The following is a 14,474-nucleotide window of genomic DNA, read 5'->3' as shown; positions in this document are numbered from 1 at the left end:
GTGCTGCCTACTTGAAGATGATGGTGCGGGCGCCGTCGAGCAGGACGCGGTCCTCCGCGATCCAGCGCACCGCCTGGGTGAGCGTGCGGGACTCTTCGTCCTGCCCGATGGACACCAGCTCGGCCGGTTCCTTGGTGTGGTCGACGCGGACGACGTTCTGCTCGATGATCGGGCCCTCGTCGAGGTCGCTCGTCACGAAGTGCGCGGTCGCACCGATGAGCTTCACCCCGCGGGCGTGCGCCTGCCGGTACGGGTTCGCGCCCTTGAAGCCGGGCAGGAACGAGTGGTGGATGTTCACGGCACGCCCCTCGAGTGCCGCGCAGAGTTCGGGCGACAGGATCTGCATGTAACGGGCGAGGACCACGAGCTCGATGTCGTGCTCCTCCACCGCCTGCAGCACACGCCGCTCCATCTGCTCCTTCGACTCGGCGTCGGTGACCGGGCGGTGCTCGAACGGCACGGAGTAGAACGCGGCGAGCTCGGACAGGTCCGCGTGGTTCGACAGCACGAGGGGGACCTCGATCGGCAGCTGTCCGCCGCGCTGCCGGTAGAGCAGGTCGTTCAGGCAGTGGCCCGCCTTCGACACGAGCACGAGGGTGCGAAGCGGACGACCGACGACGTCGAGCTGGACGCGGGCGTCGTAGCGGGCGGCGACGGGGGCGAGTGCTGCCTCGAAGGCGGCGCGGTCCACGGGCGCCATCACCTGCAGGCGCATGAAGAACGTGTTCGTGTCGGCGCTGGAGAACTGCTGCGACTCGGTGATGTTGCCCTGGGCGGCGACGATCGCTCCGGAGACGGCGTGCACGATCCCGGGCTGGTCGTCGCAGACGAGCGTCAGGGTCCAGTGCGTGGGGGTCGGGTCGGTCACCGGATCAGGGTACCGGCCGCGGGGGACGTGCTTCGTGAGCAGGAACGGTCGAGTGCGCCGCGGCGACTCGACCATTTGTGCTCACGAACCGTCAGTGGCGGGCGCGGCAGCGGTGGCGCGCCCGGCGTCAGCGCCGGCGCGCGAGCAGACGACGGACGAAGTAGACCTCCATGCACAGGGCCAGGACCGTCGCCGCGATGCCGATGCCGACGTACGCGGAGCCCCGGTCGGCGTTGACGATCGCCGCGATCGGGATGCCGATGCAGAGGATGCCGCAGATCACCACGTTCCAGATCGCGCCTGCCTTGGTGTCGCTGCTGAACCCGCCGCCGTTCGCCATGCCCGCGACGCTACCGGTCCGCGGGTGGCGAGGTGCTCCAGGACGTCCGGAGGCCGCCGAGTGAGCAGAAGACGTCGGGTGCGGGGGTGCGACCCGTCATCTTCTGCTCACTCGGCGTCGGGCGCGGGTGCGGGCGCGGCGGTGGCGCGCCGGGCGTCGGCGCCCCGCAGGCGGCGGTCGGCCAGGGTCAGCACGGTCAGGAGCACCGCGACGCCGAGGATCACCCACGCCAGCACGTGCAGGTCCGGCGTCGTCGGGGCCTGGCCGAACACGCCACCGATGAGCGAGGATGCCGCGATCGCCCCGATGTACACCGCGGTGCGCGACAGCCCGGCCGCGGTGCCGATGTACTCCGCGGGGACGAGCCGGTACAGCGCCGCCTGGTTCGACACCGACGCCAGGGCCTGCGGCACCCCGAACAGCGCCGGGGCCAGGGCGAGCAGGACGACGGGCGACCCGGTGTGCAGGAAGAGCAGGAGCACACCGCCCAGGATCGGCACCAGCGCGGCGACGACGAGCGGCCCGCGGATCGCGGTCTTCCGTGCGACCACGAACGAGGCCACCCCGGCGACGATCGCGGCCGGCAGCTGGATGTACCCGGCGACGTCGCTCGGGTAGCCCGCGACGTCCTGCACCCACTGCGAGAACCCGTAGGTCATCGTGTAGGCGAGCAGGTACGTCAGGAACAGGCGGCCGTACGTCCGGGACAACGCGCCGTTCCGGGCCAGCAGCCGCACGTCGACGAACGGTCGCACGGCCCGGAGCTCCCACGCCACCAGGGCGACGAGCAGCACGACGGCCACCGCGAGCAGCCACCACAGCCCGGCGGACAGGTCGAGCAGGAAGACGAGCAGCGCCGAGACGGTCCCGGTCATCAGCACCATGCCGAGCGGGTCGAGCGCCTGCAGCACCGGTAACTCGGCGTCGTCGCGCGGACGCAGTCGGTCGGACGGCAGCCAGAGCGTCGCCACGACGATGCCGAACACCGCGAGCGGCACGTTCACCAGGAAGATCGCGTGCCAGCCGAACGCGGCGATGAGCGCCCCGCCGAGCGGTGGGCCGGCGGCGGCGGACACGAGCGACGTGATCGACAGCGCCCCGAGCACGAGCGGCGGCGTGGGCTTCCCGATCCGGACGGAGTGCTGCCGGAGGGTGGTGAGTGCCGCCGGGTACGCCGACGACGTCCCGATGCCGATGAGCACGCGGGCGAACACGGCGCCGCCGAACCCGGTCAGCACCTCGGGCACCACCCCGGCGATCCCGACGATGACGAGCCCGGTCAGGAACACCTTCTTCGGGCCGAACCGGTCGGCGAGCTTGCCCATCGTGGGCTGCGCGATCGCACTCGCCAGGTACAGGGCCGCGACGAGCCAGATCGCCTGCGCCGCACCGATGCCCGTGTCGCGGGAGATCGGGGTGAGGGCGACCGACACCATCGTGGTGTTGATCGGGTTGAGCAGGGGCCCGACGAGCACCGGGATGAGGAGCTTCGGGCCGAAGCCGCTGCCCGTGGTCGTGTCGGGGGTCGTGGTGGTGGTGGACGTGAGGACGCTTCTTCCGGTTGCAGGGCTGGGCGAGGGGTGCGGGTCAGGGATCGACGATCGGCCCGAGCAGGTCCATCGCCCGCGCGACGACTCGACGGTCCGCCTCGGGCAGGGTCGCGAGCCGCTCGGCGAGCTCGTGGTTCCGCGCGGCCCAGGCGGTCTGGCGCGCGTCCCGACCGGCCGCCGTCGCGCTGACGATCGACCGCCGGCCGTCCGTCGGGTCGGCCTGCCGCTCGGCCAGGCCGAGGTCGACGAGGGCCTGGACGGTCGCGCCCATCGACTGCGGTCGGACACCCTCGGCTCGCGCCAGGTCGGCGATGGTGGCCGGCCCGTGCCGCAGCAGGCGTCCGAGGGCGGCGGTCTGCGACGCCGTGACGTCGTCCGACTTCGAGGCCAGCAACGACCGCCGCAGGCGTCCGTGCATCGTCAGCACGGCGTCGGCCAGGTCGGTCGGGTCGGTCTCCGGTGCGTCGGTCACGCCCCGGAGGCTAGTCCGTCACCAGCCCACCTTGCAAGTTTGCCTTCTGATATCGCTCAGGGAACGGCGGACCCGTCGTCGCCCGCGTCCGGCTCGAGCAGCGGGAGCAGGGTCGCCGAGATCGCTTCCGCACCGTCGCCGAACCACGCGTTGCTCGCCCGGACGATCGGGTGGGCGCGTGCCAGCAGCGCCTCGCCCTGGTCGGTCAGCCGCATCCGGGAGGCCCGTCCCCGGCCCGGTGCGGCGCCCCGCTCCACGAGTCCCCGCGTCGAGAGCCCCCCGACGAGCGTCGTCATGCTCTGCGGTCGGACGCCGACCGCCCGCGCCAGGTCGGCCTGGCTGAGCTCGCCCGCTGTCGCGAGCTGGATGAGCGCCCCGAACTCCACGGGCGTCAACCCGAGCGGCGCCAGCTCGGCTGCGAGCCGGCGGGAGAGCGTCCGTGCGGCCCGGATCACCGTCCACGCCACGATGCCGTCGACGTCGTCGCGCGGGGCTGGGAGTTCCTGGGGCACGGGGCGATCGTACCGGCGTACGTTCTGGTATCAGGAAACTGATACCAGAACGGGTCAGCGGGACGAGGAGCAGACATGGGCGAGATCGTGGCGGTCACCGGCGTGACCGGGGACGTCGGGGGCAAGACTGCGGAGCTGCTGCGGGCGGCCGGGGTGACGGTGCGTGCCGTGGTCCGACGGCCCGAACAGGTCGACGCGCTCCGGGCGCGGGGCATCGACGGCCGTCTGGCCGACCTGGACGACGAGGACGCGCTCACCGCGGCGCTCGACGGGGTCGACCGGTTCTTCCTCGTGACGCCGGTCAGCCAGCGGCAGCGCGAGCAGGGCACCACCGGGGTCCGTGCGGCGCAGCGTGCAGGGATCGGCCGGATCGTGCAGCTGTCGGGCGGGGACGCCGCCGAGCACTCCCCGATGTCGTGGGCGAGCGCCGCCTGGCACATCGACCGGCTGGTGCGCGAGAGCGGGCTGGCGTGGACGATCCTGCACCCCTCGTCGTTCATGACGAACGTGCAGCCCTCGGCCCCGGCGATCCGACGGGGGTGGTTCCCGCACACCACGGGCCGCGGGGCGATCGGCTGGATCGACACCGAGGACATCGCCCGGACCGCCGCCCGGGTGCTGACGGAGGACGGCCACGACGGCACCGAACCGGTGCTCACCGGGCCGGATCTGCTCGACGCGCGGGGTGTCGCCGCCGCGCTCGCCACCGGGCTCGGCCGACCCGTGCGCGCCCTGCACCTGCCGAGCCGGGTCTACGCCGGTGTGCTGCGCCTGAGCGGCGTGCCCGCGTGGCAGGCCGAGGGGCTCCGGCAGCAGTTCGGCCGGGTCGTCCGCCGCGGCCTCGACGGCGTCGACGTGATGAGCGACGACGTCCTGCGCATCGCCGGCACCGCACCCCGGAGCCTGGCCGACTGGGCGCGAGCCAACCGCGACGACCTGCTGGGGTGACCCGCCGCACCGGAGGTGATCCGAGCCTCCAGGCCGTGGCCGTCAGCGCGACGTGAGCGTGACGACCAGGTGTTCCTGCACGTAGCCGAGCCAGTCGTAGACGTCGCGCAGGCCGACGCCCGCGTCGGCCTCGACCGAGCGTTCCTCGTCGTCGGCGTCCTCGATGCCCAGCCGATCGGCGATCGTCAGCCGCAGGTCGGTGAGGGTGCGGAGCCACGCCTGCTCGTCCTCGGCGTCGAGCGAACCGTCGCGGGTGCCCGTCAGCCAGTCGTGCACGATCGAGGCGTTCGTCGTCTTCTGCGTGAGCAGGTCGGACTGCGTGTACTTCCGGAACTCCGCGCTCGCTGCGTCGTCGCCGGGGTAGGCGTCCGGGAACATCCGCTCGCTGAGCGGGTCGGTGGACAGGTCGCCGCCGAGCACCTGCTGCAGCTGCTCGGTGAGCGAGGCGAGCAGGTCGCGCTCGCCGGAGGACAGGCCGAGGTGGACGCCGTCGGCGCGGCGGACGAACGGGATCACGCTTCGGGGGCCTTGTCGACGGTCGCCTGCAGCCCGTAGCCGTGCATGGACTGCACGTGGGCCTCCATCGACTCACGCGGGCCGGTCGCCACGATCGCCCGGCCGTCGTCGTTGACCTGGTGCATGAGCCGCTCGGCCTGCTCGCGTGAGAACCCGAAGTGCCGCTGGAAGACGTAGGTGACGTACGACATCAGGTTCACCGGGTCGTCCCACACCACCGTGACCCACGGGGTGTCCGCCCGCGCACTGGTCCGTTCGTCCGTGGTGGTCCGTTCGTCCACGTCGGGCGAGAGCAGCGTCATGCATCCAGGGTGACACAGGGTGCGGTGGCTCGGTACGATCGTCAGGTCGCGACTGGCGTTGGATGGGTCACCATCGGGGAGCGACAAAGACACGGTGCGCGGCCGTACGCCTGGGCTGCACCGACCGACCGTCCGAGTGCGACCAGCTGGTCGTCCGCACACCGTAGGAGTCCCGTGTCCATTGCCGATCTGCCCCCGTTCGTCTCCGACTCGGCCGAGGTGGCCGAGCAGGCCGCCGCCCGCGCCGCGTTCAACGCCCCGCTCACCGAGGTCGACCCCGAGATCGCCGCCGTCCTGCAGCAGGAGCTCGGCCGCCAGCGAGACACCCTCGAGATGATCGCGTCCGAGAACTTCGTGCCGCGTGCCGTGCTCGAGTCGCAGGGCTCCGTGCTCACCAACAAGTACGCCGAGGGCTACCCGGGCAAGCGCTACTACGGCGGCTGCGAGTACGTCGACGTCGCCGAGCAGCTCGCCATCGACCGTGCCGAGGCGCTCTTCGGTGCCGAGTACGCGAACGTGCAGCCGCACTCCGGCGCGACCGCGAACGCGGCCGTTCTGCACGCCATCGCCTCGGCCGGCGACACCATCCTCGGCCTCGAGCTCGCGCACGGTGGTCACCTGACCCACGGCATGAAGCTCAACTTCTCCGGCCGCATCTACAACGCCGTGGCGTACGGCGTCGACCCCGAGACGTTCGAGGTCGACTACGACGACATCCGCGCGAAGGCCATCGAGCACCAGCCGAAGGTCCTGATCGCCGGGTGGTCCGCCTACCCGCGCCAGCTCGACTTCGCGAAGTTCCGCGAGATCGCGGACGAGGTCGGTGCGAAGCTCTGGGTCGACATGGCGCACTTCGCCGGCCTCGTCGCCGCCGGGCTGCACCCGTCCCCGGTCCCGCACGCCCACGTCGTCTCGTCGACGGTCCACAAGACCCTCGGCGGCCCCCGCTCGGGCATCATCCTGTCGAACGACGAGACCCTGTTCAAGAAGCTGAACTCCGCGGTCTTCCCGGGCCAGCAGGGCGGCCCGCTCATGCACGTGATCGCCGCGAAGGCCACCGCGTTCTTGCTCGCCGGCACCCCGGAGTTCAAGGACCGTCAGGAGCGCACGATCCGTGGCGCCCAGGCCCTCGCCGCCCGTCTGACCGCCGACGACGCCAAGGCCGCGGGCATCGACGTGCTCACCGGCGGCACCGACGTGCACCTGGTGCTCGTCGACCTGCGCGCGTCCGAGGTCGACGGCAAGCAGGCCGAAGACCTGCTGCACGAGGTCGGCATCACCGTGAACCGCAACTCCGTGCCGTTCGACCCGCGCCCGCCGATGGTCACCTCGGGTGTCCGCATCGGCACCTCGGCGCTGGCGACCCGCGGCTTCGGCGACGCCGAGTTCACCGAGGTGGCCGACATCATCGCGCTGACCCTCATGCCGAACCCGGACGTCGCAGCGCTCTCGGCCCGCGTGAAGGTCCTGACCGACGCGTTCCCGCTCTACGCGTGAGCGGTTCGGTCAGCGCGGCGCTCCCGCGCGAGCTCTGGGCCGGTGAAGGGAGTGCCGTCCGCATCGACGGCACGGCCCTCGCCGCCCGGACGCTCGACGAACTCCGGGGCCGGATCGACCGCCTGCACGAGCACGGCATCCGTCCGGGCCTCGGCACGATCATGGTCGGCTCGAACCCCGGCTCGATGTCCTACGTCGCGGGCAAGCACCGCGACTCGGCGTCGATCGGGCTCGACTCGCACCGCATCGACCTGCCCGAGACGGCGTCCGCTGCCGACATCCGGGCCGCGATCCTGCAGATGAACGACGACCCCCGGGTCACCGCGTTCATCGTGCAGCTCCCGCTGCCGCAGGGCATCGACCCGACGCCGATGCTTGAGCTGATGGACCCGTCGAAGGACGCCGACGGCCTGCACCCGACGAACCTCGGCGAGCTGGTGCTCGCCGTGCCCGGTGGTGCCGGCACGATCGACGCACCGCTGCCCTGCACTCCGCGGGGCATCGTCGCGATGCTCGACGCGTACGAGATCCCGATCCGCGGCGCACACGTCACGATCATCGGGCAGGGGCTGACCGTCGGACGGCCGCTCGGCCTGCTGCTCACGCGGCTCGAGGCGACCGCGACCCTGACCCACTCGCTGACCGCCGACGTCGCCGCGGAGTGCCGTCGCGCCGACATCATCGTCGCCGCAGCCGGGGTCGCCGGGCTCGTCAAGCCGGACTGGGTCCAGCCCGGAGCCGCCGTCATTGACGTGGGGATCACCCGCGTGGTCAACGAGGAGACCGGCAAGGCGAAGCTGCACGGCGACGTCGACCCCGCGGTCGCGTCGGTCGCGGGCTTCCTGTCGCCCACCCCCGGTGGCGTCGGGCCGATGACCCGCGCGATGCTCATGAAGAACGTCGTCGAGGCCGCCGAGCGCCAGCTGAAGTAGCGCGCGGTCGCGCGCGGCGTGCGCTCGCGTGACGCTCGCGTGCTGGTCGCGTGCCGATGGTGTGCAGCAATGGTCGGGTGGCGTCATCGCACCCGACCATTGCTGCTCACGAAGTGCACTCCGCCGGTGCTACGGTCGCGGCATGGGGGATGAACGTCTGCAGACGACGCCGGTGATGCGAGCCCGGCCCGAGCCGTCGCAACTGACCAAGGACGCCCGGTGGCTGATCGTCATCGTGGTGCTCTGCGTGCTGTTCCAGGCTCCGGGGTCGACCTGGGCGACGACCTTCGTGCACGCCGGCCAGGAGTACACGTTCACGTCGGAGCCCTGGTTCGGATGGACGCTCGCGACGGTGGGGTTCGCGGTCGCCGGGTTCGTCGTCGCGATCGCCCGCCGAGGTGTAGCCCGGTTCGACGAGCACACCGTGATGGGCCTGACCCTGGCCGCCGTGCTCGGGACCACCGCCCTGGTGTGGTTGCTCATGCCGGCGCAGACCGCGTGGGTGGAGTGGGCCGTGGAGCACGGTCGGACGCACCCGTTCGTGCTCGGGAACGTGGTGGAGTACGTCCGGTACGCGGACTACCTCGGCTGAGTCGGCGCGGGCGCGGCGGGGCTGTCGGGGTGCTGCCGTTCTTTCGCGCTGAGCGACAGCCCACGGGCTGATCGCCGCGTGAACTGTCGCTCAGCGCGAAACGTCGAGCGGCGGAGCGCCGTCAGTCGCGCCGGGCGCCCTGCGCGGCGTGCACCGTGAACACGTTCGGCTCGCGGAACCCGGCGTCGGCGAAGGCGGCGGTGACGGCGGCGGTGATCGCCCCGCGCGACTCCTGGTCGACCAGCGCGATCGCCGCACCGCCGAACCCACCACCGGTCATGCGCGCACCGACCGCACCGTGCTCGACGGCCGTCGCGACGGCCAGGTCGAGCTCCGGCACGGAGATCTCGAAGTCGTCCCGCATCGACTCGTGCGACGCGACGAGCAGCGAACCGATCGCCCGGGGGCCCTGTTCGCGCAGCGTGCGGACGGTGTCGAGGACGCGCTGGTCCTCGGTCACGATGTGCCGGACCCGGCGGAAGGTCTCGTCGTCCAGGAGCTCCTGCGCACGAGGCAGGTCCTCGACGCTGACGTCACGCAGTGCCTCGACGCCGAGCACCTGGGCACCCTTCTCGCACGAGGCCCGACGAGCCGCGTAGCCACCGGTTGCGTGGGCGTGCTCGACGCGGGTGTCGATCACCAGGACCTCGAGCCCGTTCGCCTCGAGCGCCAGGTCGACGACGGCGGTGTCGAGCGTGCGGCAGTCGAGGAACACGACGGCGTCCTGCTCGCCGAGCAGCGAGGCGGACTGGTCCATGATCCCGGTGGGGGCACCGACGGCGTGGTTCTCCGAGTACTGCCCGACGCGCGCCAGGGTCTTCCGGTCGAGGCCGAGTTCCCACAGGTCGTTGAAGGCCAGCGCGACACCGCACTCGATCGCCGCACTGGACGACAGGCCCGCACCGACCGGCACGTCGGACTCGATGAAGACGTCGAACCCGGTCTTGTCGTCCAGATCGGCACCGGCCTGCTCGCGCAGGGCCCAGGCGATGCCGAAGACGTACGCCGACCAGCCGCCCATCGCCTCGGGCGACAGGTCGTCGAGGGACAGCGCCACCGGCTCGCTCGTGGCGTCGAAGGCGGAGGCGACGCGGATCGTCCGGTCGTCGCGCTGCGCGATGGAGGCGGTGGTGCGACGGTCGATCGCGAAGGGCAGCACGTAGCCGTCGTTGTAGTCGGTGTGCTCACCGATCAGGTTGACGCGACCCGGGGCGGAGTACCGCACCGTCGGCTCGTACCCGTAGACCTGCTGGAACGTCATGCGCGCTCGACTCCCTGTCGGATGAACTCGGCCGCCTTCTCGGGCACGAGGTCCCCGATCCAGGCGCCCATGGCGGCTTCGCTGCCGGCCAGGAACTTCAACTTGTCCGCCGCACGTCGCGGCGAGGTGATCTGCAGCATCAGCCGCACGGTGTCGCGGGCGGTGTGCACCGGCGCCTGGTGCCACGCGGCGATGTACGGCGTCGGATCGCCGTAGAGCGCGTCGAGCCCACGCGTGAGCCGGAGGTGCATGTGGGCCAGCTCGTCCTTCTCGGCGTCGGTCAGGCCGGCGAAGTCGGGGACGTGGCGGTGCGGCAGCATGTGGATCTCGATGGGCCAACGCGCGGCGAACGGGACGAAGGCGGTGAAGTGCTCGCCAGCGAGGACGACCCGCTCGGAACCCCGCTCGTTCGCGAGGTGCTGCTCGAACAGGTCCGGACCGAACCGTTCGATGCTCGCGAGCAGGCGCTGGGTGCGCGGCGTGATGTACGGGTACGAGTAGATCTGCCCGTGCGGGTGGTGCAGCGTGACACCGATCGCCTCGCCCCGGTTCTCGAAGGGGAACACCTGCTGGATGCCCGGCATCGCGGAGAGTGCGGCGGTGCGATCGGCCCAGGCTTCGACGACGGTGCGGGCACGCGACTCTGAGATGGAGGCGAAGGACCCGGAGGTCTCGGGCGAGAAGCACACGACCTCGCACCGGCCGACCGAGCGGAGCTGGCGGTTCAGGCCGACGTCGCTCAGGGACTCGAGCGACTCGGGAGCGTCGTCGGCTTCGAGCAGCGGTCCGAACGACGGCGAGCGGTTCTCGAACACGGCGACGTCGTAGCGGCTCGGGATCTCGGACGGGTTGGCCGGGCTCTGGGGCGCGAGCGGGTCCTGGTCGGCCGGCGGCAGGAACACCCGGTTCTGCCGGGACGCCGCGATCGAAACCCACTCGCCCGTCAGGACGTCCTGCCGCATCCGCGCCGTCTCGGGCCGCGGGTCGAGCACGCGCTCGTCGATGCTGCGTTCTGCGGGCAGCGTCGAGTCGGCGTCGTCGAAGTAGAAGAGGTCGCGGCCGTCCGCGAGCTTCGTCACGCGCTTGGTGATCACCGGAACAGCCTAGTGCCCATCCGAAGCGTTGCGAAAGACATCGGAAGCAAGCGAAACTGTGCACATGACGGACGCCGACCTCTCGTTCCTCGCCGGCGCGCTGCCCGCGCCCCTCCGGCAGGACCGCATCGTCGCGATCGTCGACGGCGCCCCCGGCATGGTCCGGACGGCCGCGTTGGCCGCGTCCCTCGGCACCAGCGAGGTGACGGTCCGCCAGGACCTCGCCGTCCTCGACCAGGAGGCCCGGATCCGGCGGGTGCACGGAGGCGCGGTCCGCCTCTGGGCCGGGTCCACCGAGCGCCCCTTCGAGGAGACCGCCGTCGAGCACCAGGTGGCCAAGGCCGCCATCGGCCGTGCGGCCGCTGCGCTGGTCCGCCCGGGGGAGTGCGTCGTCCTCGACGTCGGCACCACGCCGGCCGCCGTCGCCGAGGCCCTCGTGGCGCGCACCGAGCTCACCGGCGTCACGGTCGTCACGAACTCCCTCACCACGGCGCTCGCGCTCGAGCGTGCGGTCCCGCGCTTCACCGTGATCGTCACCGGCGGCACCCTCCGGCCCCTGCAGCACTCGCTCGTCGCCCCCTTCAACGGCGCGGTCCTGCCGATGATCGCCGCGGACGTCGTGTTCCTCGGCGGGACCGGACTCGACGTCGACCACGGCCTGACGAACGTGAACCTGCCCGAGACCGAGGCCAAGCGGATGCTCGCGGCGACGGCCCGGCGTACGGTCGTGGTCGCGGACGGGTCGAAGTTCGGCCGGGCCCACATCGGGGTCGTCCGCGCGCTCGAGGACATCGACGTCGTCGTCACCGCCGAGGCCGACGCCGCCGCGGTCGCCACGATCCGGGCGGCCGGGACCCAGGTGATCGTCGCCGACGGCGAGCAGCACACCGAACCAGCCGGAAGGAAGAACACCCCATGACCGCAGCACCCACGGGTGGCCAGTACCGCCTCCACCACGCCGGACCCGACGGGGTCGTCGAAGCCGTGGTCACCGAGGTCGCCGCGGGCATCCGCGAACTCCGCGTCGCCGGCTTCGACATCACCGAGCCGTTCCCCGTGACCGAGCAGCCGCCGGGGGCGAACGGCATCGTCCTGGCGCCCTGGCCGAACCGCGTCGCCGGTGGTGTGTGGGAGTTCGACGGCAAGCGGCAGCAGCTCGACGTCTCGGAGCCGAAGTACGGCAACGCGTCGCACGGACTGCTCCGGTTCGCCCCGTACCGGGTGGTCTCGCAGACCGAGACGTCGATCCAGCAGGAAGCGACGATCCACCCGCAGCACGGGTGGCCCTTCACCCTCGAGACGCGCGTGCTGCACGAACTCGTCGACGACGGCATCCGTGTCACGCACGAGGTCACGAACCGTTCGGGCGTGCGCGCACCCTTCGCTGTCGGCGCGCACCCGTACCTGCGTGCCGGTGACACCCCCGCCGACGACCTGGTCGTCACGCTCGACGCCGCGACCGCCTTCACCGTCGACGAGCAGAAGGTCCCGAACGGTTCGGTGCCGGTCGAGGGCACGCCGTACGACCTGCGCCAGGGGCGACGTGCCGGGGACTCGGACCTCGACACCGCCTACACGGACGTCACCCCCGACGCCGACGGGATCCGCCGCACGACGATGCACGGGCCGGAGGGCGACGGGGTCGAGCTCTGGCAGGACGCCTCGTTCCCCTACGTGCAGGTCTTCACCTCGCGCGAGTACCCGCGGGGCGACGGGAAGGGCCTGGCGGTCGCGGTCGAACCGATGACGGCGCCCGCGAACGCCCTGAACTCGGGCGAGGGCCTGCGCTGGCTCGAGCCGGACGAGACCTGGACCGGTTCGTGGGGGATCCGCCGCGTCTGGTCCTGAGGAGTCCGGTCGGCACCACCGCTGACACGAAGAAGGCCCCGCCGGGTGTCCGGCGGGGCCTTCTGTGTTCGTGTCGGACGCCGGGCGTCAGCCGCGGCGCATCCGGAGTGCCTCGACCGCGAGGGACTCGGTCGCGTACCGGCCGACCTCGTGCGCCCACGCCGGGTCGTCGCCACGGAGCGCGATGAAGTCCTTGCGCTGCCGGCAGACGTAGCCGAGCACGGCGGTGGCCGTCGCGACCTCGATGAAGTCCTTGCGGATGTGGCGGGTCGTGACCTGGGCGTTGCGGCGGAGCGTGTCGAGCAGGAGCTCGTTGCTCATCGTCGTGTTGGTCGCTGCTGCGAGCTCGACGATGCGGCGCGCGTCACCGGTGGTGCTGGTCTGCGTGGCTTCGATGGGCTCGATCACGGTGTACCCCGTTCGTTCGTGGTGGTGCTGTGCTGCAGGATCCGGTGATCGGATCCGGGAACGACACTATCGGCGGCAGCCCAACAATCCGCTGAGGGCGGGCTGTGGTGGGCAGGGGATCTCCCATGAGCCCGCTGGGGACGGGTTGTACCCCGTTCAGGAGCAGACGGCGTCCTCAGACGCAGCGGGCGCTGCCGACGGGTCCGCCGAGGGCGTCGAGGGACTCGCTGACGCGGTCCGCCAGGTACTGGTAGCCGGCGTCGTTCGGGTGGCCGCCGTCGACGGCGGAGTACCCCGGGCTGTTGCTCGACGTGAACCACCTGCCGGCGAGGGCGTCGATGTACGGGACACCGGCGGCGGCGGCACCCGCGGAGACCGACGCGGCGACACCGACGGTCGAGTTCGCCCACGGCAGCGGTGCTGACGGGCCGAGCGCGACGACGACGGCGTCCGGCCAGGTCTGCTGCGCCGTGTGGAGGGTCCGCTCCACCGTGGCGCGGAGGGTGTCCGAGTCGACGAGCCAGTCGTTCTGGCTTCCCTGCACGATCACGAGCTGGGGGTCGAACGCAGCGTGCCGCTCGAGGCGTGGCCCGTACGTGTAGTGCGACGAACCGGTCCGACCGGTGTCGACGTAGCCCGTGCCCGGGTACCCGTCGATCTTGGCCGTCCACCCACGGTCCTCGCTGAGGTCCTGCGCCCAGCCGCGGAGTCCGCTGGCCGAGCCCCGACCCGAGGTGTACGAGTCGCCCACGATCAGGACGCGTGACCCGGGTTCGATCGCCGCGGCGACGCGATCGGCCGAGACGCCGGGGGCAGCGACGGCCGAGGCCGAGGTCGACGAGGACACCGGCTGGCAGGCAGTCGAGACGCTCGGCAGGATCAGCAGGAGTCCGGAGACCCCGAGTGCCATCGCGCCGAGGGCGAGTGCCGGCACCAGCTTCCGGCGGCGTCGGCGCATCGTCGCCGGGCCGGTGGGGGTGCCCGGCCGCTCGCGCTGCGATCGTCGGCCCATCGAGGACATTCTAGACAGGAGCTAGTGGGTGGGCCCCGTGGGGCTCGAACCCACGACCCTCGGATTAAAAGTCCGGTGCTCTACCAACTGAGCTAGAGGCCCTCACCCGCAAGGCTAGCGGGTGAGGGCCTCTGAGACGGAACCGTCTGACCGGGTCAGCCCCGGCGTCCGGTGAGCGTCCGCAGCAGCCACGCGATGACCGCGATGATCAGCAGCACGATGCCGACGTAGAACAGGAACTTGAGGCTCGCAGCGAAACCGCCGACGAACAGCAGGATGACTGCGATCACAGCCAGGATGATGAGCAGGGCGTTCATGGATG

18 protein-coding genes, 1 tRNA gene and 1 riboswitch are annotated in these 14,474 nt (G+C 71.7%); of the genes, 6 read left to right on the top strand and 13 right to left on the bottom strand.

Features of this window, described 5'->3' with window-relative positions:
- Positions 1 to 7: 7 nt before the first annotated feature.
- The 5 genes from purU to DEJ11_RS16085 all read right to left on the bottom strand — a co-directional run bounded on the left by purU (position 8) and on the right by DEJ11_RS16085 (position 3,742).
- Positions 8 to 868 (bottom strand): formyltetrahydrofolate deformylase, encoded by an 861-nt coding sequence (gene purU / locus DEJ11_RS16105; protein WP_110861849.1) that lies wholly within the window; start codon positions 866 to 868, stop codon positions 8 to 10.
- A gap of 127 nt (positions 869 to 995) precedes the next feature.
- Positions 996 to 1,208 carry a hypothetical protein gene (locus DEJ11_RS16100; RefSeq protein WP_111029042.1) on the bottom strand — a complete coding sequence of 71 codons (213 nt, stop codon included), beginning with the start codon at positions 1,206 to 1,208 and terminating at the stop codon, positions 996 to 998.
- Positions 1,209 to 1,315: 107 nt separating this feature from the next.
- Positions 1,316 to 2,683 (bottom strand): MFS transporter, encoded by a 1,368-nt coding sequence (locus DEJ11_RS16095; RefSeq protein ID WP_111102507.1) that lies wholly within the window; start codon positions 2,681 to 2,683, stop codon positions 1,316 to 1,318.
- Between the two features lie 112 nt (positions 2,684 to 2,795).
- Positions 2,796 to 3,230 carry a MarR family winged helix-turn-helix transcriptional regulator gene (locus DEJ11_RS16090; RefSeq protein ID WP_027466646.1) on the bottom strand — a complete coding sequence of 145 codons (435 nt, stop codon included), beginning with the start codon at positions 3,228 to 3,230 and terminating at the stop codon, positions 2,796 to 2,798.
- Positions 3,231 to 3,286: 56 nt separating this feature from the next.
- Complete coding sequence (locus tag DEJ11_RS16085; protein WP_111102505.1) at positions 3,287 to 3,742, bottom strand: MarR family winged helix-turn-helix transcriptional regulator; 456 nt, start codon at positions 3,740 to 3,742, stop codon at positions 3,287 to 3,289.
- 75 nt (positions 3,743 to 3,817) lie between these two features.
- On the opposite strand from DEJ11_RS16085, the gene DEJ11_RS16080 reads away from it, so the two are divergent.
- Positions 3,818 to 4,690: an NAD(P)H-binding protein gene (locus tag DEJ11_RS16080; protein WP_111102503.1), complete on the top strand. Its 873-nt coding sequence runs from the start codon at positions 3,818 to 3,820 to the stop codon at positions 4,688 to 4,690.
- A 42-nt stretch (positions 4,691 to 4,732) separates the two neighbouring features.
- Here DEJ11_RS16080 and DEJ11_RS16075 read toward each other — a convergent pair whose 3' ends face one another.
- Complete coding sequence (locus DEJ11_RS16075) at positions 4,733 to 5,206, bottom strand: DUF2017 family protein (RefSeq protein ID WP_111102501.1); 474 nt, start codon at positions 5,204 to 5,206, stop codon at positions 4,733 to 4,735.
- Positions 5,203 to 5,508, bottom strand: coding sequence for an ATP-dependent Clp protease adapter ClpS (gene clpS / locus DEJ11_RS16070; RefSeq protein WP_071404706.1), 306 nt, complete (start codon positions 5,506 to 5,508; stop codon positions 5,203 to 5,205). The genes DEJ11_RS16075 and clpS overlap by 4 nt, the downstream gene beginning before the upstream one ends.
- A gap of 38 nt (positions 5,509 to 5,546) precedes the next feature.
- A riboswitch (ZMP/ZTP riboswitch) is annotated at positions 5,547 to 5,631 on the top strand.
- A gap of 96 nt (positions 5,632 to 5,727) precedes the next feature.
- Between clpS and glyA the strand changes: the two genes are divergently transcribed.
- From glyA to DEJ11_RS16055, 3 genes are all read left to right on the top strand, one after another.
- Positions 5,728 to 7,005: a serine hydroxymethyltransferase gene (glyA, locus tag DEJ11_RS16065; protein ID WP_111102654.1), complete on the top strand. Its 1,278-nt coding sequence runs from the start codon at positions 5,728 to 5,730 to the stop codon at positions 7,003 to 7,005.
- The gene (locus DEJ11_RS16060; RefSeq protein WP_111054099.1) at positions 7,002 to 7,937 is read left to right on the top strand and encodes a tetrahydrofolate dehydrogenase/cyclohydrolase catalytic domain-containing protein; all 936 of its coding nucleotides are present in this window, start codon (positions 7,002 to 7,004) and stop codon (positions 7,935 to 7,937) included. The genes glyA and DEJ11_RS16060 overlap by 4 nt, the downstream gene beginning before the upstream one ends.
- Positions 7,938 to 8,079: 142 nt before the next feature.
- Positions 8,080 to 8,529: a hypothetical protein gene (locus DEJ11_RS16055; RefSeq protein ID WP_111102499.1), complete on the top strand. Its 450-nt coding sequence runs from the start codon at positions 8,080 to 8,082 to the stop codon at positions 8,527 to 8,529.
- 121 nt (positions 8,530 to 8,650) lie between these two features.
- Here DEJ11_RS16055 and galK read toward each other — a convergent pair whose 3' ends face one another.
- Together galK and galT are read right to left on the bottom strand one after the other, a co-directional pair.
- On the bottom strand, positions 8,651 to 9,790 hold the full coding sequence (gene galK / locus DEJ11_RS16050; protein WP_111102497.1) for a galactokinase: 1,140 nt from the start codon (positions 9,788 to 9,790) through the stop codon (positions 8,651 to 8,653).
- Positions 9,787 to 10,884, bottom strand: coding sequence for a galactose-1-phosphate uridylyltransferase (gene galT / locus DEJ11_RS16045; RefSeq protein ID WP_027466639.1), 1,098 nt, complete (start codon positions 10,882 to 10,884; stop codon positions 9,787 to 9,789). Before galT ends, galK begins: the two co-directional genes overlap by 4 nt.
- 64 nt (positions 10,885 to 10,948) lie before the next feature.
- On the opposite strand from galT, the gene DEJ11_RS16040 reads away from it, so the two are divergent.
- Positions 10,949 to 11,803, top strand: coding sequence for a DeoR/GlpR family DNA-binding transcription regulator (locus DEJ11_RS16040; RefSeq protein WP_111102495.1), 855 nt, complete (start codon positions 10,949 to 10,951; stop codon positions 11,801 to 11,803).
- A complete protein-coding gene (locus tag DEJ11_RS16035; RefSeq protein ID WP_111029050.1) occupies positions 11,800 to 12,732 on the top strand; it encodes an aldose 1-epimerase family protein in 933 nt (310 codons plus the stop codon). Before DEJ11_RS16040 ends, DEJ11_RS16035 begins: the two co-directional genes overlap by 4 nt.
- Positions 12,733 to 12,819: 87 nt before the next feature.
- Here the strand turns inward: DEJ11_RS16035 and DEJ11_RS16030 are convergent, their stop codons facing one another.
- From DEJ11_RS16030 to DEJ11_RS16015, 4 genes are all read right to left on the bottom strand, one after another.
- Complete coding sequence (locus DEJ11_RS16030) at positions 12,820 to 13,140, bottom strand: hypothetical protein (RefSeq protein ID WP_027466636.1); 321 nt, start codon at positions 13,138 to 13,140, stop codon at positions 12,820 to 12,822.
- A gap of 175 nt (positions 13,141 to 13,315) precedes the next feature.
- Complete coding sequence (locus tag DEJ11_RS16025; protein ID WP_181440764.1) at positions 13,316 to 14,152, bottom strand: SGNH/GDSL hydrolase family protein; 837 nt, start codon at positions 14,150 to 14,152, stop codon at positions 13,316 to 13,318.
- Between the two features lie 29 nt (positions 14,153 to 14,181).
- Positions 14,182 to 14,254: transfer RNA gene (locus DEJ11_RS16020), tRNA-Lys, on the bottom strand.
- Positions 14,255 to 14,307: 53 nt separating this feature from the next.
- Positions 14,308 to 14,469 carry a hypothetical protein gene (locus tag DEJ11_RS16015; protein WP_181440763.1) on the bottom strand — a complete coding sequence of 54 codons (162 nt, stop codon included), beginning with the start codon at positions 14,467 to 14,469 and terminating at the stop codon, positions 14,308 to 14,310.
- Positions 14,470 to 14,474: the final 5 nt, after the last annotated feature.

This window comes from Curtobacterium sp. MCLR17_058, assembly GCF_003234705.2.
In the GTDB taxonomy this organism is placed as follows: Bacteria; Actinomycetota; Actinomycetes; order Actinomycetales; family Microbacteriaceae; genus Curtobacterium; species Curtobacterium flaccumfaciens.
The sequence above is the reverse complement of the archived record's forward strand: the minus strand, read 5'-3'. Positions and strand labels throughout refer to the sequence as shown.

Excerpts from the sequence above, each read along its gene's own strand:
- DEJ11_RS16100 (WP_111029042.1), bottom strand. The coding sequence starts at position 1,208 with ATGGCGAACGGCGGCGGGTTCAGCAGCGACACCAAGGCAGGCGCGATC.
- DEJ11_RS16080 (WP_111102503.1), top strand. The coding sequence starts at position 3,818 with ATGGGCGAGATCGTGGCGGTCACCGGCGTGACCGGGGACGTCGGGGGC.
- clpS (WP_071404706.1), bottom strand. The coding sequence starts at position 5,508 with ATGACGCTGCTCTCGCCCGACGTGGACGAACGGACCACCACGGACGAA.
- DEJ11_RS16055 (WP_111102499.1), top strand. The coding sequence starts at position 8,080 with ATGGGGGATGAACGTCTGCAGACGACGCCGGTGATGCGAGCCCGGCCC.
- galK (WP_111102497.1), bottom strand. The coding sequence starts at position 9,790 with ATGACGTTCCAGCAGGTCTACGGGTACGAGCCGACGGTGCGGTACTCC.
- DEJ11_RS16040 (WP_111102495.1), top strand. The coding sequence starts at position 10,949 with ATGACGGACGCCGACCTCTCGTTCCTCGCCGGCGCGCTGCCCGCGCCC.
- DEJ11_RS16035 (WP_111029050.1), top strand. The coding sequence starts at position 11,800 with ATGACCGCAGCACCCACGGGTGGCCAGTACCGCCTCCACCACGCCGGA.
- DEJ11_RS16025 (WP_181440764.1), bottom strand. The coding sequence starts at position 14,152 with ATGGGCCGACGATCGCAGCGCGAGCGGCCGGGCACCCCCACCGGCCCG.
- DEJ11_RS16015 (WP_181440763.1), bottom strand. The coding sequence starts at position 14,469 with ATGAACGCCCTGCTCATCATCCTGGCTGTGATCGCAGTCATCCTGCTG.